Source organism: Candidatus Enterococcus myersii (assembly GCF_017316025.1).
Lineage (GTDB): Bacteria > Bacillota > Bacilli > Lactobacillales > Enterococcaceae > Enterococcus_C > Enterococcus_C montenegrensis.
This window is the reverse complement of the sequence record NZ_JAFLVT010000004.1, coordinates 95,360-119,186: the sequence shown is the minus strand read 5'-3', so window position 1 is coordinate 119,186 and position 23,827 is coordinate 95,360. Positions and strand designations below refer to the sequence as shown.

General features: G+C 35.2%; 21 protein-coding genes. 19 read left to right on the top strand and 2 right to left on the bottom strand.

The genetic code is table 11. The features are described 5' to 3' along the window. Positions 1 to 197 precede the first annotated feature (197 nt). Positions 198 to 1,073 carry a metallophosphoesterase family protein gene (locus JZO76_RS02595; protein WP_206902617.1) on the bottom strand — a complete coding sequence of 292 codons (876 nt, stop codon included), beginning with the start codon at positions 1,071 to 1,073 and terminating at the stop codon, positions 198 to 200. A gap of 172 nt (positions 1,074 to 1,245) precedes the next feature. Here JZO76_RS02595 and JZO76_RS02590 point away from each other — a divergent pair, with 172 nt between their 5' ends. The 19 genes from JZO76_RS02590 (at position 1,246) to JZO76_RS02500 (ending at position 22,417) form a co-directional block, all read left to right on the top strand. Continuing rightward, the gene (locus JZO76_RS02590) at positions 1,246 to 2,193 is read left to right on the top strand and encodes an aldo/keto reductase (RefSeq protein ID WP_206902616.1); all 948 of its coding nucleotides are present in this window, start codon (positions 1,246 to 1,248) and stop codon (positions 2,191 to 2,193) included. A gap of 5 nt (positions 2,194 to 2,198) precedes the next feature. Continuing rightward, positions 2,199 to 2,963, top strand: a complete 765-nt coding sequence (locus JZO76_RS02585) for a sugar phosphate isomerase/epimerase family protein (RefSeq protein WP_206902615.1) — start codon at positions 2,199 to 2,201, stop codon at positions 2,961 to 2,963. 16 nt (positions 2,964 to 2,979) lie between these two features. Continuing rightward, entirely contained in the window at positions 2,980 to 4,233 is a 1,254-nt protein-coding gene (locus JZO76_RS02580) for an ABC transporter substrate-binding protein (RefSeq protein ID WP_206902614.1), read from the top strand. Between the two features lie 83 nt (positions 4,234 to 4,316). Further along, on the top strand, positions 4,317 to 5,240 hold the full coding sequence (locus tag JZO76_RS02575) for a carbohydrate ABC transporter permease (RefSeq protein ID WP_242595747.1): 924 nt from the start codon (positions 4,317 to 4,319) through the stop codon (positions 5,238 to 5,240). A 2-nt stretch (positions 5,241 to 5,242) separates the two neighbouring features. Beyond that, positions 5,243 to 6,067: a carbohydrate ABC transporter permease gene (locus JZO76_RS02570; RefSeq protein WP_206902613.1), complete on the top strand. Its 825-nt coding sequence runs from the start codon at positions 5,243 to 5,245 to the stop codon at positions 6,065 to 6,067. Positions 6,068 to 6,082: 15 nt separating this feature from the next. After that, the gene (locus tag JZO76_RS02565) at positions 6,083 to 6,661 is read left to right on the top strand and encodes a hypothetical protein (protein ID WP_206902612.1); all 579 of its coding nucleotides are present in this window, start codon (positions 6,083 to 6,085) and stop codon (positions 6,659 to 6,661) included. After that, positions 6,661 to 8,670 carry a PTS sugar transporter subunit IIA gene (locus tag JZO76_RS02560; RefSeq protein ID WP_206902611.1) on the top strand — a complete coding sequence of 670 codons (2,010 nt, stop codon included), beginning with the start codon at positions 6,661 to 6,663 and terminating at the stop codon, positions 8,668 to 8,670. Before JZO76_RS02565 ends, JZO76_RS02560 begins: the two co-directional genes overlap by 1 nt. A gap of 1 nt (position 8,671) precedes the next feature. Next, entirely contained in the window at positions 8,672 to 8,983 is a 312-nt protein-coding gene (locus JZO76_RS02555; protein WP_206902610.1) for a PTS lactose/cellobiose transporter subunit IIA, read from the top strand. A gap of 1 nt (position 8,984) precedes the next feature. Beyond that, positions 8,985 to 9,320, top strand: a complete 336-nt coding sequence (locus JZO76_RS02550) for a PTS sugar transporter subunit IIB (protein WP_242595746.1) — start codon at positions 8,985 to 8,987, stop codon at positions 9,318 to 9,320. Between the two features lie 12 nt (positions 9,321 to 9,332). Next, positions 9,333 to 10,568, top strand: coding sequence for a PTS transporter subunit EIIC (locus tag JZO76_RS14225; RefSeq protein WP_206902608.1), 1,236 nt, complete (start codon positions 9,333 to 9,335; stop codon positions 10,566 to 10,568). Between the two features lie 15 nt (positions 10,569 to 10,583). Next, positions 10,584 to 11,198 carry a YitT family protein gene (locus JZO76_RS02540; RefSeq protein WP_206902607.1) on the top strand — a complete coding sequence of 205 codons (615 nt, stop codon included), beginning with the start codon at positions 10,584 to 10,586 and terminating at the stop codon, positions 11,196 to 11,198. Positions 11,199 to 11,201: 3 nt separating this feature from the next. Next, on the top strand, positions 11,202 to 14,291 hold the full coding sequence (locus tag JZO76_RS02535; RefSeq protein WP_206902606.1) for a glycoside hydrolase family 38 C-terminal domain-containing protein: 3,090 nt from the start codon (positions 11,202 to 11,204) through the stop codon (positions 14,289 to 14,291). Between the two features lie 10 nt (positions 14,292 to 14,301). Further along, the gene (locus tag JZO76_RS02530) at positions 14,302 to 15,630 is read left to right on the top strand and encodes a C1 family peptidase (protein WP_311925988.1); all 1,329 of its coding nucleotides are present in this window, start codon (positions 14,302 to 14,304) and stop codon (positions 15,628 to 15,630) included. A 69-nt stretch (positions 15,631 to 15,699) separates the two neighbouring features. After that, positions 15,700 to 16,518, top strand: coding sequence for a 5-deoxy-glucuronate isomerase (gene iolB, locus JZO76_RS02525; protein WP_206902604.1), 819 nt, complete (start codon positions 15,700 to 15,702; stop codon positions 16,516 to 16,518). 47 nt (positions 16,519 to 16,565) lie between these two features. Further along, a complete protein-coding gene (iolC, locus tag JZO76_RS02520; RefSeq protein WP_206902603.1) occupies positions 16,566 to 17,549 on the top strand; it encodes a 5-dehydro-2-deoxygluconokinase in 984 nt (327 codons plus the stop codon). Then, complete coding sequence (gene iolD / locus JZO76_RS02515; RefSeq protein WP_206902602.1) at positions 17,542 to 19,458, top strand: 3D-(3,5/4)-trihydroxycyclohexane-1,2-dione acylhydrolase (decyclizing); 1,917 nt, start codon at positions 17,542 to 17,544, stop codon at positions 19,456 to 19,458. The genes iolC and iolD overlap by 8 nt, the downstream gene beginning before the upstream one ends. Before the next feature lie 21 nt (positions 19,459 to 19,479). Beyond that, a complete protein-coding gene (locus JZO76_RS02510; protein ID WP_206902601.1) occupies positions 19,480 to 20,634 on the top strand; it encodes an iron-containing alcohol dehydrogenase in 1,155 nt (384 codons plus the stop codon). Positions 20,635 to 20,658: 24 nt separating this feature from the next. Then, complete coding sequence (locus JZO76_RS02505) at positions 20,659 to 21,090, top strand: GNAT family N-acetyltransferase (protein WP_206902600.1); 432 nt, start codon at positions 20,659 to 20,661, stop codon at positions 21,088 to 21,090. A gap of 37 nt (positions 21,091 to 21,127) precedes the next feature. Continuing rightward, positions 21,128 to 22,417, top strand: coding sequence for a glycoside hydrolase family 125 protein (locus JZO76_RS02500; protein ID WP_206902599.1), 1,290 nt, complete (start codon positions 21,128 to 21,130; stop codon positions 22,415 to 22,417). A gap of 331 nt (positions 22,418 to 22,748) precedes the next feature. On the opposite strand, the gene JZO76_RS02495 is transcribed toward JZO76_RS02500, so the two are convergent. After that, on the bottom strand, positions 22,749 to 23,660 hold the full coding sequence (locus JZO76_RS02495; RefSeq protein ID WP_206902598.1) for a LysR family transcriptional regulator: 912 nt from the start codon (positions 23,658 to 23,660) through the stop codon (positions 22,749 to 22,751). Positions 23,661 to 23,827: the final 167 nt, after the last annotated feature.

Below are 23,827 nucleotides of genomic sequence, written 5' to 3'. Positions count from 1 at the left end.
AAAATCAGGCTGTTACTTTTTTCAATGAAGAAACTTTGAAGTATAAATAATCTTTTTGATCTTTGTTCAGATATTTAAGTTTTTTTATTAAAATAAATTAAACGCGTTAAATCAAGTGCTAATGGAAAATATGTTATTTAAAGATAAGTTTTACTATATAATAAAAGCCAGCTAGGTGAATTCTAGCTGGTTCTTCCTTATTCAAAAGTTTTGATTGAAGTTTTCATTTGATCACATTTCAAATAAATCACGCGGTAACCTCTTGGTAAATCACCATAACAATTATATCCAGTAACATTTCCATAAATTAAACGTTGATCAAGGTATATGCCTTCAAAATTATTATCATGATCATGACCACAAAAAGTTCCCAATAAATGGTTGTTTTTCAATAGATGACTAAACAGACCTGTGTTTAGTTTTGGTGCAGAGATTCTCGGATTCATTTCCCAAAATTTTCCGTCAACAATTCTATCTCCAGCTTGTTGATACTCAGGAAGTGGAATGTGTAAGAATAATAAATCTTTTGTCGGTTTAATTGTTTGATAATTTGCAAAAGTTTCGTCATACCATTGGATCTGCTCCAAAGAAACCCAATCGTAACTTTCGTAATCAATTAAAGCATTGGCACCGGAATCAATAAAATAAAGGACATTGACTATCTCGTCTTTATCCTTAACTTCAATTGTGAAACATTCTTTTTGATTAGGGTCTAAGAATTGGTTAGTTTTTACAGCTAGATTATGAAAAAGTTTTTTTTCTAGGTCATGTAGATCATGGCGAGTGAGAGATTCTTCCGAATCATGGTTGCCATACGTAATTGCCAGTGGAATGGGATACTTGTTGAAAATTTCCGCTAAGGCTTCTAAACCCTTAGTGGGTTCAATAACGCCATCTGACCAAATTAAATCACCAGTTATAACGATTAAATCAGCATCTGATTTTGATAATGTTCGATCGATCATGGCGAAAGTTTTTTGATCTTCTTCACTAAAAGGTGTTTGACCAATATGGATATCTGTGAATTGTAGTAGTTTAAGTTCATTCTTTTTTAAAGTAATCACGCATAACATCCTTTCCTAATACGTTATTAAAATAAACCTTATTAAAAAATATCGCAAACGCTTTAATAACATTTTTTAAAACTAAAAAAAAAAAAATATGTTACTCGAGTCGTTGAAAGCGGTTTTATCGTTTGCTATTCTGTGGATGTAGCAAAGAGCGTGATGAGAAAGGGGCTTCAGAATGAAACAAGATTTCTATTCAGTTAAAAGTGGAGAAGTTATTTTATCAAAATTGATCTTAGGTTCAAGTGATTATTTAAAGTTGAATAATATGGAAAAAGTTGACAAAATGTTCGCCAAATATGTTGAAGAGGGTGGACGGACTTTTGATACAGCCAGACATTACCGTGAAAGTGAAGCAGTGATTGGTAGTTGGTTAGAAAATAAAAAACGCGAGGATTATACGATTATCACAAAAGGATGTCATCCAGTCCGGGAGGCACCCGCTACGCCTCGAGTTAATCCTGGTAGTATTCTTGCAGATTTATCTACTAGCTTAGAAATGTTGAAGACAGATTATGTTGACGTACTATTATTGCATCGGGATGATCCGAACCAACCAGTTGGTCCTTTAATGGAAACTTTGAGTCAATTAGTTGATGAAAATAAAATTCGTTCTTTTGGTGTTTCCAATTGGGAACTACCGCGGATAAAAGAAGCAAGAGATTATTGTGAAAATTATGGATTAAATCCCCTGTCATTCAATAGTCCCAATTTTAGTTTAGCTAAGGTAAATCAACCACGTTGGGAAAATTGTGTAACTGCAGATGATACAATGATTGCTTGGCATGAGGAGACGAAATTCCCTTTGATTTCCTGGTCTGCCCAAGCAGAAGCATTCTTTGGAAATCGCTTTAGCCCAGAGGATATCAATGATCCGAATAAGGCCGAATTTGTTTCAGTTTATTTTAATGAGTTGAATTGGAAGCGCTTGTTGATTTGTGAAGAGTTGGCAAAAGAAAAAGATGTGAAGCCAATTCAAATTTCGCTAGCTTATGTGTTAAGTCAAAAATTCCCTTCATATGCAACGATTGGTCCTGAAGAAGAGTGGCAGTTACTGGATTCAATTGAAGCGATGAATATTCAATTATCAGATGAAGAAATCTTGCGTTTGAAGAAAGGGGAATGAGTTAATTGGATAAAACTAAAATTGCAGCTCAAATGTATTCTGTCCGTAAGGAGCTAGAACAAGATCCTGAAAATACTTTTAGATCATTGAAAGAAATCGGTTTTGAAGCTGTCCAACTAGATGGTATGAGGGGACACAAAGCCTCTGAAATCAAAGAACTTGTTAATAAATATGGATTTAAGATTGCGGGAATGCACATTAAACACGATCGTTTTTTCAATGACCTGGATGGAATTATTTCTGAATCTTTATTATTTGGTTGTAAAACAATATACGATAAATATATCGATGATGAGGAGCAACATACAGAAGGTTATATTAAAACAAAAGCGCAATTAGTTACCACACAGTCCTCACTTGGGAAAATTGGATTTAGAATTGGACTTCATTGTCCAGAGTACGATTTTAATAATATTGTTGAAGGACGTACAATCCTAGATTACATTACCGATCCAGTATTTGGGACTGGAGTTTATGCAGAGCCGGATACTTATTGGATCTCAGTAGCCGGTAAAAATCCGATAGAAGAATTTAAAAAATTCTCTGGTCGAGCACCTATTGTTCATTTAAAAGATTATATTGAGGGGTTTTCACCTGACGATATGGATAACAACTTGACAGAGTTAGGAAATGGAGATGTTGATTTTAGAGCTATTGTTGATTGGGGCGAAAAAAGTGGTGTCGAATACTATTGCATCGAACAAGATTATTCTAAAATCGGTATTTTTAATAGTTTAGCTAAAAGTTTTGATCACTTAATGTCATTTTAACCTTAGGAGGAAGAAGATGAGAAAAAATAGTCGTATTGTTATGCTGGGTGTCGCATTGATAAGTGGTTTTGTATTAGCAGGTTGTGGAAGTGGCAGTGCTTCAAATACTGATAAAGTTGAGTTATCTATCAATTACTACAATGGTGCGATTAGTAAAAAGGCCATGAATAATGCAAAAAAAGAATTTTCTGACTATAAGTTAAATTTTAAACAAATTCCAGCCAATGATGATTTTGATACAAAATTAAAAGCCAGTTTAAATTCAAAATCAGCACCGGACATCACCGCTATCAACAGTAATATTTCTGATTACTTGCCGTATGCTGATAAATTCGTAAACTTATTGGATTATGATAGTGAAAGTTTAGCAGATGACTTTGTTGAGTGGAAATGGGACTCTTGCTTTACAAATGACAAAAAAATACAGATTGCCATGCCAATCGATATTGGTCCAACTGCGCTGTTTTATAATGTAGAGGCTTTCAAAAAGTCAGGGTTACCAACCAATGATCAGGAAATCAGTGAAACATTGAAAGATGACAGTAGTTTAATGGCGGCTGCAAAACAAATGAAAGAAAAAGCAGATATGCCATTTTTCCAATCATCCCTTTCGTTATTACAGTCAAAAAATCGGACAATGACCAAACATATTTATGATGAGAATGGCAAACTGACCTATGCAGATGGCCAATTAAAAGAAATCTGGGATTATTCAGTTGAAGCAGAACAAAATGGTTATACATTAGGAACAAAAGGAAATAGTGCTGATGGTGCGAACTCTGTACAAAAGGGAATGTTTGGCGGTATGATCGAAGCTTCGTGGGGAATCAATGATTTGGCTGAAAATGGTGTTTCACCAAAACAATGGATGATTGCTAAATCGCCATTTACTGCCTCAAACTATGGCGGATCATACTTGTCAGTCATTAAGACCTCAAGTCACCCCAAAGAGGCTGCTGAAGTTGTTAAATATTTGACGAATGAAGATAGTCAACGAGCTAACTATGAAGAATTGGCTTTGTTCCCATCAAATACAAAAGTATATGATAGCTCTTTCAAAGAAGCGAAAAATGAATTGTTTGGTGATGAAGAGTTCAATCATTATTTTATTGATGCGGCTAATGAATTGGAATATGTACCCTCAGATCCACGAGAAACTGCTGCATTCAAATGTTTTGAAGATCAGATCATTTTAGTAGCAGAACAAGGTAAAGATCCTGAAAAGGCTTGGAATGATGCCGTTAAGAAAGTAGAAGAAATGTCTAAATAATCAAAATGTGAGTACAGGGATATGACATTGATTAAAGAGTGTAATGTAATCAATGTCATAGAACTGTCAATGGAGGTCTAAAGATGGAGATTGGTGAGATGACGAATTCAGAATCGAAATCAAAAAAGAAATTTAGCTTTGATAAATTTGCTCCTTATGTTTTTGTATCCCCGTTCTATATTTTATTTTTGATCTTTGGTTTGTTTCCAGTTATTTTCTCAGGAATCCTGGCATTTAGTAAATGGGATGGGCTGGGAGAGATGCAGTTTGTCGGCCTGGATAATTTTACTCGTTTATTGCAGGATGTTGACTTTTATTTATCAGTAAAAAACACGTTAATCATTTGGGCTGTAGGTACATTTCCTATGCTATTTTTAGCACTGTTATTAGCTTTTTTAGTAAATTTGAAATTTATTAAACATAAAGAATTGCTAAAATCGATATTTTTCTTACCTAATATTACTTCTGTTGTAGCAGTAACAATTTTATTTGGTTTAATCTTTTCAAATTTGGATGGTTTAGCTAATGCACTATTACAGTTTTTAGGATTTGAACCGATTAAATGGGTCACATCACCATTTTGGGTCCGAATTGTGATTGCTTTAATAAACATTTGGATGTACCTAGGCTATAACATGATTATTTATCTAACTGGTATTACAAAAATTCCTAATGACTATTATGAAGCAGCTGTCATTGATGGCGCAACGAATATGCAAATCTTTTGGAACATTACTGTACCGCAGCTAAAGCCAATAATATTATTTACGGTGATGATGTCAACGATTGGTGGCTTGCAAGTCTTTTCAGAAGCGCAAGTATTAGTACCCCAAGGAGCAACTCCAGAAGGTGGTGCAATGACTATTGTTTACTATTTATATAATACGGCTTTTACAAACAATGAGTATGGATATGGATCAGCTGTTGCTTGGGCATTAGTTTTAATCATTTTGATTTTTTCATTGGTTAACTGGTATTTGACTACCTATCGAATTAAGGGGGAATAAACATGAGTAATCGGATTTTTAAAATATTTGTTAGAGCCTTCTTAGCGATTGGTGTCTTTCTTTCAATATTTCCATTTTATTGGATGATCGTGATGGCCAGTAAAGATAATAGTGAAATCTATCAAATTCCGCCGGATCTACTGCTAGGTTCTGAATTGATTCATAATATAAAAACGGTTTTTACCGAGACAACATTCTTTAGTTCATTGTTTAATACTTTATTTGTTGCATTAACATCGACGCTTTTGATTTTGTTTTTTGATTCATTGGCGGGCTTTTCATTTGCAAAGTTGCACTTTAAAGGGAAGGCATTTCTTTTTACATTTTTATTAGGGACAATGATGATTCCTGGTCAGTTGAATATTATTCCTTCGTTTTATTTGATGGATAAATTTGGATGGGTAGGCTCTTACAAAGCCTTAATCATTCCGGGAATGGCAAATGCTTTTGGAATTTTTTGGATCAAACAGTATTGTACTGATGCGATTCCTGACAGCTTACTGGAGTCGGCAAAGTTAGATGGTTGTACACTTTTTAAAGCTTATTACAAAGTTGTACTGCCAATTATGAAACCTGCCTTGGCATTTTTGGCTCTTTACTCTTTCATGGGTGCGTGGAATGACTATATGTGGCCATTGATTATTTTAAACGATGAATCAAAATATACATTGATGCTCGCTTTGACGCAATTACAGGGACTGTATAAGACTAATTATCCACTAGTAATCACCGGTACGCTACTGGCGACATTGCCTTTACTCTTTGTCTTTACCATTTTTAGCAAGCAGTTGATTTCTGGTATCACTGAAGGTGCCGTTAAGCAGTAGAAAGAGGTATTGAGCATGAAGGAAAAATTTATTACTTTACAAGCAAAATTGATGGATTTGATTTTATTAAGCGGATTGATTTTGATTGGCGCGATGACAATTGTTGGCTTTTTTTATGGCATAGTTGCAGCTTTTGTTTATCTGCAAAATAAAAGTGAAAATAAATGGTTGGTGTTAAAAAAACGTCAAACAATCATTATTAGTCTGTTATTAGAAATTTCAGCTGTTTTTGTGAGCAGTATCTTTTTTCTAAATGCGACCCTAATTCCCAAACTGCATGGGGGAACAACCGTAATCATCAGTTTTTTCTTAGCAGTTTGCTTCTTAATTTTAATTCCGTTATATCTGATTTTGTTATGGGAATTAGCGATAGGGACAATTTTTACTAAGGAAATATTTCTTATTAGTATCAAAGTTATTTTGATTTGTTTTCCAACATGGCTTACCCAAATTGTATTGATGATAGGCGTGAGTATTATTACGTATCTGTTTCCTGCTTTATCAATTATTACGGTGGGGTTCTTAGCTATGAGAACAGGCAGGGTTATTGATGAGCAGAAAACGACACTTGCTGTTTTACAGGAGGATTGTTAATGAAATTGAGTCAACGGGAAATCGATCTTTTAAAACTAGCTTTAGAGGGTGAAGAAGAAACGACTATCCCGCAATTAAAAAAACAATTAAAACTCTCGGTTCACCAGATTCGCTATGCAATTGATAAAGTCAATCGTTTTTTAGTTGAAAAAAAATTGAATCAAATTTTTATTGAAAAAGACCGATTAGTTATTGAGCAACGTGGGAAAGTTAAAGAGGAATTTGATTTTTTTATATCCCATACGACACCTGAACAATTCAAATTCACAGCAGAACAAATAGAGTACTTTATTTTATTAAAATTACTGTTAAGCGATGAACGTTTGCCAATCAATTATTTTATAGAAACATTATCGACTTCTCGGACTTCAGTGGTAAATGTGCTGGAGCGGATTACGCGGGAATTGGCAGAAGAGGAAATTGAATTATCTAATGTACCTCGAAAAGGATACATAATAAAGGAATATAGTTTTAAACGTTTTTCTTATTTCATCGCGATTTTAAAAAAAATGATCAATATTCGCGAAATCTATAGTTTCTATTATCAAGATAATTTGTATTCAAAATCCGGAGATTTAGTTTTTTTTGATCTATTTGATTTGGATATACTCTTTGATTCTTTAGGTGAAACAATTCAATACTCAAAACAAATGACTAGTGATATTGATGACACTAACTTTCTGTTTCTTGCAATTTTGAACTATAAATATCGAGAGTTGATTAATACTTTTGAAATGACTAATCGAACTACCAAATTACAAATGATTTCAAATTTTATTAGTGAGATTAAACAAAATGATCCTAATCAAATGGAAAATATTAATTTAGCTAAGCGATTAATTCGATATATCAATCGAGAGCTAGCTGATGTTTTTGAAATGAAGGATTTTAAAGTAGAGTCAAACTCATTATTACATCATATTCAACGGTTCATTTTTAGGCAGGAAAACGGAATTCCTTTTCGAGATATTGATAGCGAATTTCTAGTGAAAGACCACAAAAATTTATATTATGTAATTTTTGCGGCAATTCGTTCTTTTCAAAACGGAATGTTTGATAAGGTGGAAGCACCAGAAGCAGCGTTAATTACCCTATATTACATCACTGAAATTGAAAAAAAAGCGCCTAAGGTTTTTAAAGCACCTAGGATTTTAATTATTTGCGGTGAGGGCCGAGCGATATCAAGTGTATTAAAAGTCAAAATCAGTAATCTAATTGATTCAAAGTGGATCGATACAATTTCTGTGTTTGAATTTGAAACGCCGTTGCTTGATCATTATGACTTAATTATTACAACGGTTAAATTACCGGAGGTGGAATCAGATAAAGTTCTTTATTCAGATAACGTGTTTTCTGAAAGATTTTTTGAACAAATTAAAATGAAGCTTTCGGTAATGGGAAGTTCGCTGGTGACTCAACGACTCGGTAAGTTGTCACAAATTATGAATGCCATTGCCGAAGAGGTTAACGATGATATCAATATGAATCGGCTCGAAGCAAAAATTATCAAAATTTTGGCGAGTAATTTATTGCAAAAGGATCGTCCTGATAAACAAAATTTTATCTTTGATTCTAGTATGTTGAAATATCATCAAGAATCCCAATCGTGGCATAATGCAATTCGAATCAGTGGACAGGAACTTTTATCAAAACATTCGATTGAAGAAAAATATATAAATAAAATTATTAGTAATATTGAAAACTTTGGTTCTTATATGATTATTGCGCCAGGTGTTTTATTGGCGCATGCGAGTGAACGAGATGGAGTTCTTAATAATGGTTTTAGTATGCATGTTTTCAATGAACCAATTATTTTTCCGGGAGAAAATGTTTTTCCAGTAAGCGTGATTATTACTATTGCAGTAAAGAATCGCGAGTCCTACCATGTTGTTGAAAAAATTGTGCAATGGGTGCTAGACGAGGAAACGATTTTTTCATTAGCCGATAAGAAAAATAAACTACTGATTGAACAAATGGTCCGAAATATACTGATGATGCAAGAGGTGTAACATGACAATGACAACTGATGAAATTTCTTTTGCCTTGATTTCCAAGGCTGGCACAGCTTTTTCGATGATGATTGATGCATTAGGAGATGCTCGTGAAAAAAAATTTGAAAAAGCAGAAGAAAAAAAACAAGAAGCTGAGGCTTTGATGAATGAAGCTCATAACCTACAAACAAATTTAATAGTAAATGAAGTGAACGGGGAGGATAATCAAATCAATGTTCTATTGATTCACGCCCAAGACACATTGATGAATACAATCTTGATGTCGACCGTTGTGGATGAATTTATTAGTTTATATAAGGCAGGGGAATAAAATGGAAAAATTATCAATTTGCTTAGCATGTAATTTGGGGTCATCTACCAGTATCTTGGTAAATAAAATGAAACAAGTGGCAGCGGGAAGTCAAAAATTATCTTCTTTTGATTTAACGATTGATGCTATTCCAGCAGGAAATATCAATACTGAACAAGTAAAGGATTATCAGATTATCATGTTAGGACCACAAATCGGACATCGACGTAATGAAATTGAACAAAAAGTGGTTACTATGAATATTCCGGTAACAATTATCAATGCAGCTGACTACGGAAGTATGAATGCCGCTAATATTTTGAAAGAAGCGATTTATCAAATTAAAACTCGTAATTAAGGATGGGTAGCGGTGAATTTAGATCATATCAATCAAGTAGTTGGTAAACTTCAAACAAAGATAATTCCAATTTTAGGTAAAATCGAGGGAAATCAAGTTTTTAAAAGCATGAAAAAAACTTTTTTATACCTAAATTATGTATTATTGATTTCCTCGGTTTTAGCTATTTTGAAACTTATAAATGAACACTTCATTCATCAACAACAGATTGCTGATTTGAGTTCAAAATTACTGTTATTGCTGATGGATAATTTTGGCTGGCTTTTTCTAGGTATTCTTTGCTTTTTAATGTTTCAAGAAAAGGGCAAGTTTCACTATTATCTTTGCAGCGCTATTTTATATCTACTGTTTTCGTCAAAAGATTTGAACCTTCTATCGATTTCCAAAATAGAATCACTGTTTTTTGCTTTGTTAGCTTTATTGTGTAGTGTCATTATCGTAACGGGTTATCAACTATTACTACGAAAAATAAAAAAAATAACAAAAATGCATATGGAATTTTTAGACAATATATTATTGATGATTTATTTCAGTCTGATTTTCATAACAGTATATCAACTATTAAGTCAGATTAAAGATAATAATTTAGGAGAGATTTTAGGCTGGTTAAACATTGATAATCCATTAATGGTTTTTGTAATTGTTTTTTTTGAAATGCTTCTTTGGTACATGGGCATCAATGGCTATGGCATATTATCACCAGTGGTTTTGTTATTTGCCATTAGTAATTTAAATGCCAATTTTCAATCAATCGCAATAGGGGCAACACCACAGTTCATTTTCACTCCAAATTTTTGGGATTATTTTTTAAGTGTTACTGGCTCTGGAATTACTGGAGCTATCGTGATCTTATCTTTGTTAAGTAAGAAGACAACGTTAAAAAAAATCGGTCAGACAGCAGTTAGTGGAACTTGGTTCTCAGTGTCAGAACCAATCGTTTTTGGAATACCAGTTGTCATGAATTCATACTTTTTTATTCCTTTTGTGATAGGAACTCCGATTCTAGGCGTTATTCAATGGTTTGTTTTTAAATTTGGTTGGGTTTCAATACCAACGTATTTTGTGGCTGATTTGCCATTACCATTTTCAAGTTTTTTTGCAACAATGGATTGGCGCTCATTAATTTTGACAGCCGCAACGATTGTCGTGGCAACTTTGATGTATTGGCCATTTTATAAAGCATTTGAGAAAAATTATGTGGAGAAAACTAATAGTGACAAATATCAGGATTTAGATCTTGATTTTTAGAAAAGAGGAATAAAATTGTTAAAATCATTTCTTAAAATATTTTTTGGGAATTTAATTTTAGGATTGGCGTATGCCAAACTGATGGTTCCAAATGAGATTATTAATGGTGGTGTGACAAGTCTTTCATTAATATTCAGCAATTTGACTTCATTAAATATCACACTATTTACAAATGTGATTACTGTGATATTACTAACAGTTTCGTTGATTTTTTTAGGAAAATTTTTCTTTTTTTCTTCTGTAGTCAGTAGTGTTTCCTACCTGCTGTTTTTTAATATTTTCTACCGCTTACCGTTCACATTACATACGAATATTGTGGTGGACTTTGTTATAGCAGTAGTACTAATCGCCATTGGATATTATTGTTGTCTGTCAGAGAACTCTTCCACAGCAGGACTAGATGTATTTGCAGTCATTTTGAATAGAAAATTCCCAAAAATTTCAATGGCTGTATTTTTGCGATATCTAAATATCACAGTTTTAGTTTTGGGGCTATTCTCTTATGGAGTTCAAGCTGTCATTTTAGGTGTTTTGTTTAGTTTCAGTTTTACTAAAGTAATGGATATTTTGATGAAAAAAAGTATAGATCCTCGCAACTTTTTTCACAAAACTAAAAGGATGGAGGAATAATTCGTGAGTTTGTTTTATTTAAAAGAAAAATTGGCAGCACGCATAGAAGAGTTAGAAAAATATCGATTCTCAAAAATCGCCGAGCTTTCAGAATGGCTCGTTTTAGAAGATGAAACCAAAGTAGCCAAATATCCGCCTAAAGATTTTTCAAAGGCAGTTTCTTTTACAGTGGGGGACACATGGCAAGGACGTGATTTCTATTTATGGGTAAAAAAAGAAATCGAAATGCCAGATGTTGATAATCTTTATTTGTATTTGAATTTTGGACATACAGGTGGGGGATACAATTCTGGTTTTGAATCATTAATGTTCATTAATGGAAAACCTTACCAGGGTGTGGATTCTAACCATAAGGAAGTTAAAATCGCAGATGAATTTCGTGGCAAAAAGGTAGAAGTAGCACTAAAACTTTGGTCCGGCTTAGAAGGCGGCGGACCAGAACAAATACAAATACATGAATTCAAACAAGCAGATATATGTCAAATGGTGGTTCCCGTTGATGAGCTATTTTATTATGCCGATGCTATTAATAAAACTGTAAAAGAATTAGGACAAGATAATCCAATTCAATACAAATTATCCCATGTCTTAAATCAGGCGATTAATCGGATTGATTGGGTTAAACCAGGTAGTCCCGCTTTTTATACTTCTGTGGTAGAAGCTGTGACACAATTATCTGAAGAAATTGCAGAAATTCCTAAAGACGAAATGATTACCGTGACTGCGGTAGGACATACACATATTGACGTCGCATGGTTGTGGCGTTTAAAACATACGCGAGAGAAAGCTGCACGTAGTTTCTCAACTGTTTTACGGTTGATGGAAGAATATCCTGAATATATTTTTTTACAAACACAACCACAGCTATACAAATATATTAAAGAAGACTATCCCGAAATCTATGCAAAAATTAAAGATCGTGTTGCAGAAGGACGCTGGGAAGCTGATGGGAGCATGTGGCTAGAGGCCGACTGTAATATTCCTTCTGGAGAATCTTTGACCCGTCAAATCTTGCATGGAGCGAAATTTATCAGAGAGGAATTCAATCAAGATATTCACTATTTATGGCTACCAGATGTTTTTGGCTATTCTTGGGCGTTACCTCAGATATTGAAAAAAAGCGGTATTGATACATTTATGACTACCAAGATAAGTTGGAATCAGTTTAACCGAATGCCTCATGACACTTTTAAATGGAAAGGTATGGATGGATCAGAGGTCTTGACTCATTTTATTACGACGCCAGAGCCGGGTGAGGAAAATTCATGGGAGTCCAACTGGTACTATACCTACAATGGTGAACTAGAACCTGAAACGGTTTTAGGGGTCTATAATGCCTATCGTGATAAAAATATTAATGATGAATTATTGATTTCTTATGGATTTGGTGATGGCGGCGGGGGTGTCAACCGCGATATGTTGGAAAAACGACGCAAATTAGATCAGATTCCTGGGCTACCGAAAGTTCAAACGGGAAAAGCAGTGGATTACTTTAATCGTTTGCAAGAAACTTTCGAAAATACTGATGAATATGTTCATACTTGGGATGGTGAATTGTATCTAGAATATCATCGTGGCACATACACTTCTCAAGCTTACGTGAAAAAAGCAAATCGACAAGGTGAATTATTTCTACGCCAGTTGGAAATTCTATTTTCGTTAATGGAAATGAAGGGACAAGAAGCTTATCCAAAAGACGATATATTTAATATGTGGGAAATCGTTTTACGTAATCAATTTCATGATATTATTCCGGGATCTTCTATTAAAGAAGTTTATGAGGATCATAGAATTGAGATGGAAGGGTTATTTAAAGAAGCTAAAAGTTTGTTAGCTCCATTTCAAGGAATTGATGAGCGTCAATCAATTTGTAATTTTTCAAATTGGAAGCGCTCGATTTTAACCGAATTACCAGTACTTTTAGACAATCAAATTTATATTGATGAAGATGGAAACGAGATTAAGACCTATTCAACTGATGGATTACAATATGCATTAATTGAAAATGTTCCCGCTTTAGGCAAAAAAACCGTGAGTATTTCTGAAAAGAAAAAAGTTAAAAATGTCCTCGCCGCTTCATCTAATTATTCTGATCAAATTGAGAATGATTATTATCTGATCAAGTGGAATGAAAGTGGACAGTTAACTTCAATTTTTGATAAAGAGTTGAAGCGAGAAGTTTTAAGTGGGACAGGAAACGTTTTGCAATTATTTGAGGATAAACCGATGAATTTTGATGCTTGGGATATCGATATCTATTATCAAGAAAAATTTCAAGAATTAGCGGCGCAAAATATTGTTGTCAAACCAGTCAATGCATTATATCAAAGCGTGGAATTTACTTATTATTTTGGCGAATCTACGATTACGCAAGAGATGAGACTATATCCACATACTCGTCGAATTGATTTTGTAACAGATATTGATTGGCAAGAACGGCAACAGTTATTAAAAACTAAGTTTGATGTCTCGGTCAGAGCTACGTATGCAACTTATGATATTCAGTATGGTAATGTTCGACGCGCCAATAACTGGAATACCAGTTGGGAAATGGCTAAATTTGAAACAGTCGCACATCAGTGGATGGACTTATCGCAACGTGATTTTGGAGTCAGTATTTTAAACGATTCAAAATATGGATGTGATGTCAAGGGACAAAGAATGCGGCTAAGTTTATTGAAAAGTGCCATCCATCCAGATCCAACGGCGGATATGGGAAAACATCATTTTACTTACAGCTTATATCCACATCGCGGTGATTTTATCGAAGGTAAGACTATTCAAGAAGCTTGGGAGATTAATGAAAAAGCGCTGGTGTTACAAGGAGATGCCGGCAATTTACCACAAATTGTAATAACGGCTGATGCTAATATTGTGATTGATGCTATTAAAAAGGCCGAAGATGATAAAGGGTGGATTATCCGAGCTCATGAATATGCAGGCACTGATCAGGTTGTAGATATGGCAATTGAAGGTATGAATTGGTGGTGTGAAACTGATTTGTTAGAAAGAAATCTTATCGAAGTTCAAGATAATGAAATTAGTCTGACATTTGCGCCATTTGAAATCAAAACAATTCGCTTTGGTAAATGAGGAGATATTAGTGGAAATAACTACAGAACTTTGTCAAAAATTGAAAAATAACTACGAAGGAACCCCCAGGTATAAATTAGCTGAATTGGGTGTTGTGCGAAATGGTGTAGTTGAATCGGCAGAAAATGTTTTATCTAAACGAGAAAATCCATTTGAGTTTTCAATCGAGGTACCAACATTGAAAATTCCTCAACAAAATCAATCGGGACGTTGTTGGCTGTTTGCCATTATCAATATCTTGAATCAGCAAATAAGTCAGAAGTTGGGAATCAAGGAATTTTATCTTTCTCAGAACTACCTATATTTTTATGACAAGCTAGAAAAGGCAAACTTTTTCTATAAAAATATTATTGAAACAGCTGATTTAGAGCTAGACAGTCGTGAATTAAATTTTCTATTATCGAAACCTCAAGAAGATGGTGGTCAGTGGGACATGTTAGTTTCATTGATTGAAAAATATGGTCTTGTTCCATCTTATGCGATGCCAGAGACTGAAAATAGTCGCAGTTCCGCTGATATGAATAAGTATATCAATGCTAAATTACGATTGGATGCTAAAAAATTACGCCAATTGGTGGCAGACCATTGCTCACAAAAAGAAATTGACGAAATAATCACAAAAATGCTTGCGGAAGTTTACCAAATGTTGGCTATTTGTATCGGGGTTCCTCCAGAAAAGGTAGATGTCAAATATCGTGATGCTGCTGGAAATTACCAAGCTGAACTAAATATTACGCCAAAAGAATTTGCTAATAAATATTTAATGGTAGATTTGAAGGATTATATTCCGATTATTAACGCTCCTTCGAAAAACAAGAACTATAACCAGACATATACAGTTGCGATGATGGGAAATATTGTTGAAGGACAATCTATTAAATATCTTAATGTGGACATGTCAACTTTAAAAAGACTGACAATTAATCAGTTGAAAGGAAATGAAGCAGTTTGGTTTGGATGTGACATTGGGCAATACACCGACCGAAAGTTAGGTATCATGGCACCAGACATTTATGCAGTAGATATTTTATTTGATGTAGATTTTAGTTCAAATAAGCAGGATCGTTTGGAATACTGTCAAAGTCTTTTAACACACGCTATGGTGATTAGCGGAGTAGATTTGGAAAACGATCAGCCGACGATTTGGAAAGTACAGAATAGTTGGGGAGAAGAAATCGGTTATAAGGGCTTCTTTATGATGACGGATGACTGGATGAGCGAATATGTCTATCAGGTGGTTATTAATAAAAAATATTTAACAGAAGAACAATTGACAAGGTACCAAGAAGAACCAATTGTTTTGTCACCCTGGGATCCGATGGGTTCTTTAGCAAAATAAAAAAACCAGGGTTAGTCATGACGAAGTATAGTTTATGACTAACCCTGATTTTAGTAGAGAGGGAAAATGATGAATCTTTTACAAAAACCAATTTTATTTCCATTGAATGAAAAAGTTCGGTTGATCCAATATATCACCGGGGAAAACAGTGTGCTTGAGCATGTCGAGTTGAGCATTTACGATGTCGAACCCGGTGGAGAAGTAAGTTACCATGAGGCAGATTTGGAAAGTTGTCTTGTTGTACTTTCAGGTAAAGTTACAGTTGCTGTTTCGAATGGGGAAACCTATACGGATCTTGGAACGAGAACTTCAGTTTTTGATAAAGTACCAACGCATAGTGTTTATATTGGTAAAAATCGCTTTTATACAATTACAGCTGAAACGAAGGCCAGAATTTTGATTGCTGCATCTAAAACAGATCACAGTCTACCGGATAGTTTGATTAAGCCAGAAGATGTTTTGCTGGAATCAAGAGGATCATACCAAAACAGGCGATATGTTCAAACGATACTTTCTGATCAAGACACTGTTAGCGATAAACTTTTAGTCGTAGAAGTCTACACTGAAGGTGGTAATTTTTCAAGTTATCCACCCCACAAGCATGATAAAGACCATCTACCTGACGAATCATTTTTAGAAGAAACCTATTACCACGAAATCAATCCACCACAAGGGTTTATTTTTCAGCGAATTTATTCTGATAATCGACTCTTAGACCAAACAATGTCTTGCACTAATCAAGATGTGGTGATTGTTCCCAAAGGGTATCATCCTGTTGGGGTGCCGGATGGCTATACTTCTTATTACCTAAATATTATGGCGGGACCAACTAAAATGTGGCGTTTCCATGATGATCCCAATCATAAATGGATCAAAAACCGTCCGTAGGATAAATTCTGAAGAATTAAAAATGTGCATCATTAGAGAGGAAGATAATGACAATGAAAAAATTTGCTATTACGGCTTTGGGAAGAGCGTGTATAGATTTGAATGCCGTCGAAATCAACCAGCCAATGGAAGAGACGTCAACATTTAAAAAATATGTTGGAGGATCTCCAGCCAATATTGCAATCGGTTTGGCAAAATTAGGACAGTCAGTGGGTTTTATTGGAAAAATTTCTGATGATCAGCATGGTCGCTTTATTAAGGAGTTCATGTCAAATGCTGGAGTGGATTCCAGCCAAATGATTTTTGATCAAGAAGGCCATAAAACCGGACTGGCTTTTACTGAAATTAAAAGTCCTTCAGAATGTAGCATTTTAATGTATCGCCAAGAAGTTGCCGATTTATATTTGACACCAGATGAAATTTCAGAAGAGTACATTATGTCTAGTGAGATGCTATTGATCTCAGGAACAGCTTTGGCAAAAAGCCCTTCAAGAGAAGCAACATTATTAGCTGTGGAATATGCACACAAACATAACGTAAAAGTTATTTTTGAATTAGATTATCGTCCCTATACCTGGACATCGCCAGCTGAAACAGCAATTTATTATACCTTGCTAGCGCAAAAATCTCATATTGTTATCGGTACTCGTGAGGAATTTGATATTTTAGAGAATGTATCAGGGGGAAATAATCAAAAAACCGTTGAAAAACTTTTTCTGCATACTCCAGAACTAATTATTATTAAACATGGGGTGGAGGGGTCATTTGCCTATGAAAAAAACGGTACTTGCACGAGAGGATATGCTTATAAAGCCAAAGTTTTGAAAACATTTGGAGCTGGTGACTCATACGCAGCAGCTTTCTTATTCGCTTTGTTACAAGAAAAAACTATCGAGAAAGCTTTACAATACGCAAGTGCATCATCTGCACTAGTGGTTAGTCGTCATAGTTCTTCTGAAGCCATGCCGAGTATTGCTGAAATTGAGGAAGTGATAGCGCAACAAGCTTGGGGGGATAAGGTGCATGCTTAAAACTGTTCGTTTAACAACTGCTCAAGCTTTGGTTAGATATTTAAATCAACAATTTTTTATGATAGATGGCCAAAAGCTACCCTTTGTCAAAGGAATTTTTCATATTTTTGGGCATGGGAATGTTTTAGGAGTGGGACAAGCATTGTTACAAGAAGATAGTCATCTGGAAATCTATCAAGGTAAAAACGAACAAGGGATGGGGCAAGCAGCTGTTTCATTTGCAAAAGAGAAACTCCGCCGTCAAATTTTTGCTGTGACAACTTCGGTGGGCCCTGGCGCAGCAAATCTTGTTACAGTTGCTGGTACAGCATTAGCCAATAACCTACCAGTATTGTTATTGCCTGGAGATACTTTTGCAAGTCGACAGCCCGACCCAGTATTACAACAAGTTGAACAGCTTCACGGTCAAGGAATTACGACAAATGATGCGTTGAAGCCACTATCTCGCTATTGGGATCGGATTGAGCGCCCGGAACAATTGATGAGCGCATTGACACGAGCGTTTGAGGTCTTAACAGATCCTGTAACAGCTGGACCGGTTACAATTTGTTTGCCACAAGATGTTGAAGGAGAAGCATACGATTATCCGGAAAATTTTTTCAAAGAAAAAATACACTACTATGATCGGAGACCTGCTACTGAACGAGAATTATCGACTGCTATCAATTTAATTGAAAATAGTCAACGTCCAATAATCATCGTAGGCGGTGGAGCTAAGTATTCAGAAGCTGGAAAAGTCCTTGAACGTATTTCAGAAAAACACAACATTCCCTTAGTGGAAACGCAAGCTGGGAAATCCACAATAGTTGCTGGTTTTCCATTGAATCTTGGTGGTGTAGGAGTAACCGGCAGTGCACCAGCTAATCAGATTATAAAAGAAGCAGATTTAGTAATTGGTGTGGGTACGCGCTACACTGACTTTACGACTGCATCGAAAACAGCTTTTGATACCGATAATACTAAGTTTTTAAATATTAATGTTTCACGTATGCAAAGTTATAAAATGGATGGTTTTTCAATGGTGGCAGATGCAAAAACTGCTTTACTACAAATTGAATCTGAGCTTAACGATTTGTATCAAACGCAATATGGTGATTTATTAACTAGCGTCATTAACAACTGGAAGATTGAGAGAAAACGTCTAGCAAATTTAAATTGTAATGATAAGAGTTTTGAGGTGGAAATAAAGGATCAGTTCGATGAACAAAAGTTAGCTAATTATGCGCAACAATTGGAAACCGATTTATTCCAGGCCGCGGTTTTGATTAAACTAAATCAAAGCTTACCAGTGAATAGTATTGTGGTAGGAGCGGCTGGGTCATTACCTGGTGATATGCAACGTTTGTGGGAAGCCAAAACCACTAATTCATACAATATGGAGTATGGATATTCTACGATGGGATATGAAGTTGCAGGTGCCTATGGAGCTAAAATTGCGCATCCTGAAAAGGAAGTATTTGCTTTTGTTGGCGACGGTAGTTTTCATATGCTACATTCGGAATTACTTTCCAGTATACAATATGACAAGAAAATCAATATTTTGCTTTTTGACAATTCTGGCTATGGTTGTATCAATAACTTGCAAATGGGAAACGGAATGCCATCTTTTGGAACTGAGCTTACTGATTATAAAAATCAGATTATGAGTGTTGATTTTACAAAATTGGCTGAAGCATATGGGGCTATTGCTTACAGTGTTGGTAATATGTCAGAACTTGAGACTGCTTTAGCTGAAATTAATAAATCTGATCGAAGTACATTAATTCATATCAAAGTTTTACCCAAAACTATGACAGATGGCTATGATTCATGGTGGAATACTGGCATTGCGGAAATTACCACAGATGGATCTACAGAAAAGTTTTTAGCTGAAAAGAAAGAAAAATTAGCAGGGAGCTTTCAATATTAAGGAGCCCAGAAAGGTGTCAAAATGTATCAAATCACTTTACCGCAAAAAATTGTTTACGGTAACCAAGCAATCCATGAAACAGGTAAAATTGCCAGTAAATTTGGTTTAAAAACATTGATTATTACGGATAAATTAATCGTTTCTTTGAATCTTTTAGAAGATGTATTGTTTAGTCTAAAAGAAGAAAAATTGGACTGGAAAATTTTCGACGGCGTGGATCGTGAGCCAACAGATGAGATTGTAACAGCAGCTTTAGCTTTTTATCATCGAGGTAGTTATGATTCGATTATTGCAGTTGGTGGTGGTAGTTGTATCGATACTGCTAAGGCAGTGGCTGTATTAACCCACAATACTGGTTCATATGCTGATTTTGCTATTGGAAAAGCTATTGTCCAAAAACCGCTACCATTAATTGCCATACCAACTACTGCCGGAACAGGATCAGAAGTGACAGATGTGACTGTAATCACAGATACTCAAAAAGATATCAAATATATGATGAAACAAGCCGCCTTTTTACCCTATGCTGCGATTATTGATCCACAAATGAGTCGTACTAGTCCGGCATTCGTTACAGCTTCCACTGGATTAGATTCATTGTGTCATGCTTTAGAGAGTTTTATTTCAAAACAAGCCCAGCCTATTACTAAACTATTTTCGCTGTCGGCGATTAAATTGATTATGGAAAATTTAACAGTAGCCTATGCCGAACCTGATAATCTTGTTGCTCGAGGTAACCTAGCGCAAGCTGCAATGGAAGCAGGAATCGCCTTTTCCAATGCTTCAGTTACGTTGATTCACGGTATGTCAAGACCAGTTGGAGCTTTATATCATATCCCACATGGAATTTCAAACGCAATTTTATTAGAAGCAGTCATCAATTATACTAAACCAGCTATTATCTCTGAGTTGGCAGCTATTGCCAAATACCTTAATCCTGACAAAAAAGGTACAGATCATGACCTCGCTGAGTGTTTCTTTCAAGATTTACAAGAATTAATTAGAAGATTAGAAGTTCCTAGTTACACTAGCTTCGGAATCGAGAAAAAAGATTTTGTTAAATCGCTAGATAAGATGGCAAATGACGCGATTGCCAGTGGAAGTCCTAGTAATAATCCTATAGTACCAACATTAGACGAAATAAAAACAATATATTTGGCAAGTTGGCAAGATTAGCTAATTTTATAAAGTAGGTGGAAAATGGAACTGAGAGTAGAGCATAGTCTAGAAGGTTCTAGCCAATTAACAAAATTTATTTTGGAGATATTGGATCAACAACAAGAACATTTTTTTCCTGACCATGAAACTTTTGTTAATCCCGTTGTGGTGACTATTCATTTAGGAGATGAATTGGTAGGTGGTTTGTTAGGGGAAATTAGCGATCAAAGTCTGTATGTATCGTTATTAGCAATTGATCCTATGCATCAGAAAAGTGGTTTAGGAAGTCGGTTGATTCAAGAAATAGAAAAAATCGCAGTGAAAAATCAAGTTATTAATCTTCTGCTCTCTACAAGAAGCTATCAAGCACTACCGTTTTATCAAAAGTGTGGCTTTAAAATCTATGGAAAACTTAAAGATATGCCTTTTCGAGATGTCGACACATATTACTTAGTAAAACGTTTAGCGAAATAATGTTTAAAGGTCGAAACTCAAAATGAAGGAGTAAAAGATGACGTATAAAAAAATTCCGATATCGGTTCAACAATTTATGGAAAAAATCACATCGCTTTGTGGTAGTGAACACCTACACTGGGCAGAAAATTTTAACGCAGCCTTTGCTAACACACTTTTAACAACAGTAAAACGTTATGACGATGGAACAACTTTTATATTAACTGGCGATATTCCAGCAATGTGGCTACGTGACTCAACTGCACAAATCCGTCCTTATTTAGTAATTGCTAAAAAAGATCATGACCTTTCTGATATGATTTGTGGTTTGGTAAAAAAACAATTCTTCTATATTAATTTAGATCCTTACGCAAATGCATTTAATGAAACGGCGAACAATGCTGGCCACCAAGATGATAAAACAAGAATGACTCCGTGGACTTGGGAACGAAAATACGAAGTTGATTCTCTGTGTTATCCAATCCAACTAGCCTATTTGTTATACAAGAATACAGGCCGAACAGATCAGTTTGATGAAAGCTTTATTTCTGGAATAGAGAAAGTCTTAACAGTCTTTGAAACAGAACAAGATCATCAACACTCACCATACACTTTTCAACGATTTGACGATCGGAGAGAAGACACATTAGTTCATCACGGCCAAGGCAGTGCAGTCGCCAGAACCGGTATGACTTGGTCTGGTTTCCGTCCTAGCGATGATGCTTGTCATTATGGTTATCTTGTTCCATCGAATATGTTTGCAGTGGTCATTTTCGACTATTTAGTCGAAATTTTTCAAAATGTTCTGAATGATACTACACTAATACCACGCATTTTAAAATTGAAAGAAGAAATCAACGAAGGAATTCAAAAATTTGGAAAGACCTTGAATAGAAAAAAAGAACAGATTTTTGCTTATGAAGTTGATGGTTTGGGTAATGCCGCTGTAATGGATGATAGTAATGTTCCTAACTTAATTTCAGCTCCTTATTTGGGTTATTGTGCATACGACGATGAGACTTATTTGCATACAAGAAAAACTTTGCTGAGTTCGGAAAATCCTTATTTTTATGAGGGGGAATTTGCTAGAGGAATAGGCTCTTCTCATACCCCCCACAACTATGTTTGGCCAATTGCTTTGGCAATGGAAGGGTTGACTACCAAAAATCGTGCAGAAAAGGAACAGATTTTAGATCAATTAGTCAAGACTGATGCAGGCACTGGTTTGATGCATGAAAGTTTTAATGTTAATGATCCAAAGGAATATACTCGAGAGTGGTTTTCTTGGGCTAACATGATGTTTTGTGAACTGGTGATGGATTATTTTGAAATACGCGTCATCAGATAAAATAAAATGAGAGCCTGACAGGGATATATTAAATTAAAGTTGTATATAATAAGGTTTTCAGACGTCTTGCAGGATCTCTTGTAAGACGTTTTTTTTAGCCGCAGTAAGAAAAATAAAAATTGATTCATATGGAAATCAGGAAAGTTTTAGATATGTCAATCCTTTTATCAAGGTAGCTACCTCCTACTTACTAGTAGGGGCAAATTGCTTTTTTTACATTTCATAACATTTTTATCACTAAAATCTCTCTAAGGTAGACATCTTGTTATAATTCATAACGTGCAAGTCACCGCATACTCCAGGTGAAACGATAACAATCCCTAAACATACCTTATGCCAAAATTTCAGGCAACTTTCGTATCAAAAATTGCTCAGCTTCGGTTAAATAAGCATTTTTTCGGTGGCAACAGTACAGTTCGCGCTTTAGTGGATAGTCGGTGATCTGAACATAAAAGTTGTTGTCTTTATTGGGAAAACTATCGCGTAAAAAAATGGCTGGAACAAAGGTGAACCCTTTGCCTAAACTGACCAGATTACTTGCGAGGTGAATATTTTCAGTCTCTAAGATTTTGTTTGGTACAAGCTGGAAGGTTTCAAAAAAGCGATCGGCGATTTCACGCAGTTCACGTCCTTTTTTCAGTAAGATCATCGGCTGGTTGGCCAAAGAAGCTGCTGAAATTAAGGCGAAAGTTTCAATTGTATTTCTCATTTCATTTTTTGTTGCAAAGGTAGGGGGAACTTGGATATAGATTGGGTTTTCGTAAATAAAATGATAGTTTAAGGCGGAATCATAGTTTTGATAAACCAGTGCCATATCTACGTCTCCTTTTTTTACCAAGTCATACAAAATGCTCATTCGTTCTTCTTTCAAGGTTAATTCAACATGGGGGAATGCTTGTTCAAATGCGTCTAAAATGGCGGGAAAAACGAATTCGCCGGTCAAGGATGTAACCCCAAGTGTGATTTTGCCAGTGTGACTATGGGTTAATTCCGCGATTTCTTTTGTAACAGATTGAAAAATCTGCTGTACATCTTGACAGCCCCTTAAGTAAATCTCGCCAGCTTTACTGAGATGGAGATTGCCGCGATTGCGGATGAAAAGAGTGGTGCCAAGGGTGCGTTCTATATCTAGGATAAAGCGGCTAAGAGCAGGCTGTGAAATAAAGAGTTTTTTGGCGGCGGCTGTGATACTGTGTTCTTCTGCCACCGTCATTAAATAGTGAATTTGCTTTTCGTTAATCATAATATTTCTCCTATCAGAAAGCAGTAAGGAAGTTGCAAGCAGCATATTCATAACATTAGAGTTATAAAATAATACAAAAATAAGAATTTTACATTATTGTATGCGCTACTTATAATAAAGTAAAGTAAAAAAAGTAGGCCAGCTGTAATGGGCTAAAAATTATCAGC

Excerpts from the sequence above, each read along its gene's own strand:
- JZO76_RS02595 (WP_206902617.1), bottom strand. The coding sequence starts at position 1,073 with ATGTTATGCGTGATTACTTTAAAAAAGAATGAACTTAAACTACTACAA.
- JZO76_RS02590 (WP_206902616.1), top strand. The coding sequence starts at position 1,246 with ATGAAACAAGATTTCTATTCAGTTAAAAGTGGAGAAGTTATTTTATCA.
- JZO76_RS02580 (WP_206902614.1), top strand. The coding sequence starts at position 2,980 with ATGAGAAAAAATAGTCGTATTGTTATGCTGGGTGTCGCATTGATAAGT.
- JZO76_RS02575 (WP_242595747.1), top strand. The coding sequence starts at position 4,317 with ATGGAGATTGGTGAGATGACGAATTCAGAATCGAAATCAAAAAAGAAA.
- JZO76_RS02570 (WP_206902613.1), top strand. The coding sequence starts at position 5,243 with ATGAGTAATCGGATTTTTAAAATATTTGTTAGAGCCTTCTTAGCGATT.
- JZO76_RS02565 (WP_206902612.1), top strand. The coding sequence starts at position 6,083 with ATGAAGGAAAAATTTATTACTTTACAAGCAAAATTGATGGATTTGATT.
- JZO76_RS02560 (WP_206902611.1), top strand. The coding sequence starts at position 6,661 with ATGAAATTGAGTCAACGGGAAATCGATCTTTTAAAACTAGCTTTAGAG.
- JZO76_RS02555 (WP_206902610.1), top strand. The coding sequence starts at position 8,672 with ATGACAATGACAACTGATGAAATTTCTTTTGCCTTGATTTCCAAGGCT.
- JZO76_RS02550 (WP_242595746.1), top strand. The coding sequence starts at position 8,985 with ATGGAAAAATTATCAATTTGCTTAGCATGTAATTTGGGGTCATCTACC.
- iolB (WP_206902604.1), top strand. The coding sequence starts at position 15,700 with ATGAATCTTTTACAAAAACCAATTTTATTTCCATTGAATGAAAAAGTT.
- iolC (WP_206902603.1), top strand. The coding sequence starts at position 16,566 with ATGACAATGAAAAAATTTGCTATTACGGCTTTGGGAAGAGCGTGTATA.
- iolD (WP_206902602.1), top strand. The coding sequence starts at position 17,542 with ATGCTTAAAACTGTTCGTTTAACAACTGCTCAAGCTTTGGTTAGATAT.
- JZO76_RS02510 (WP_206902601.1), top strand. The coding sequence starts at position 19,480 with ATGTATCAAATCACTTTACCGCAAAAAATTGTTTACGGTAACCAAGCA.
- JZO76_RS02505 (WP_206902600.1), top strand. The coding sequence starts at position 20,659 with ATGGAACTGAGAGTAGAGCATAGTCTAGAAGGTTCTAGCCAATTAACA.
- JZO76_RS02500 (WP_206902599.1), top strand. The coding sequence starts at position 21,128 with ATGACGTATAAAAAAATTCCGATATCGGTTCAACAATTTATGGAAAAA.
- JZO76_RS02495 (WP_206902598.1), bottom strand. The coding sequence starts at position 23,660 with ATGATTAACGAAAAGCAAATTCACTATTTAATGACGGTGGCAGAAGAA.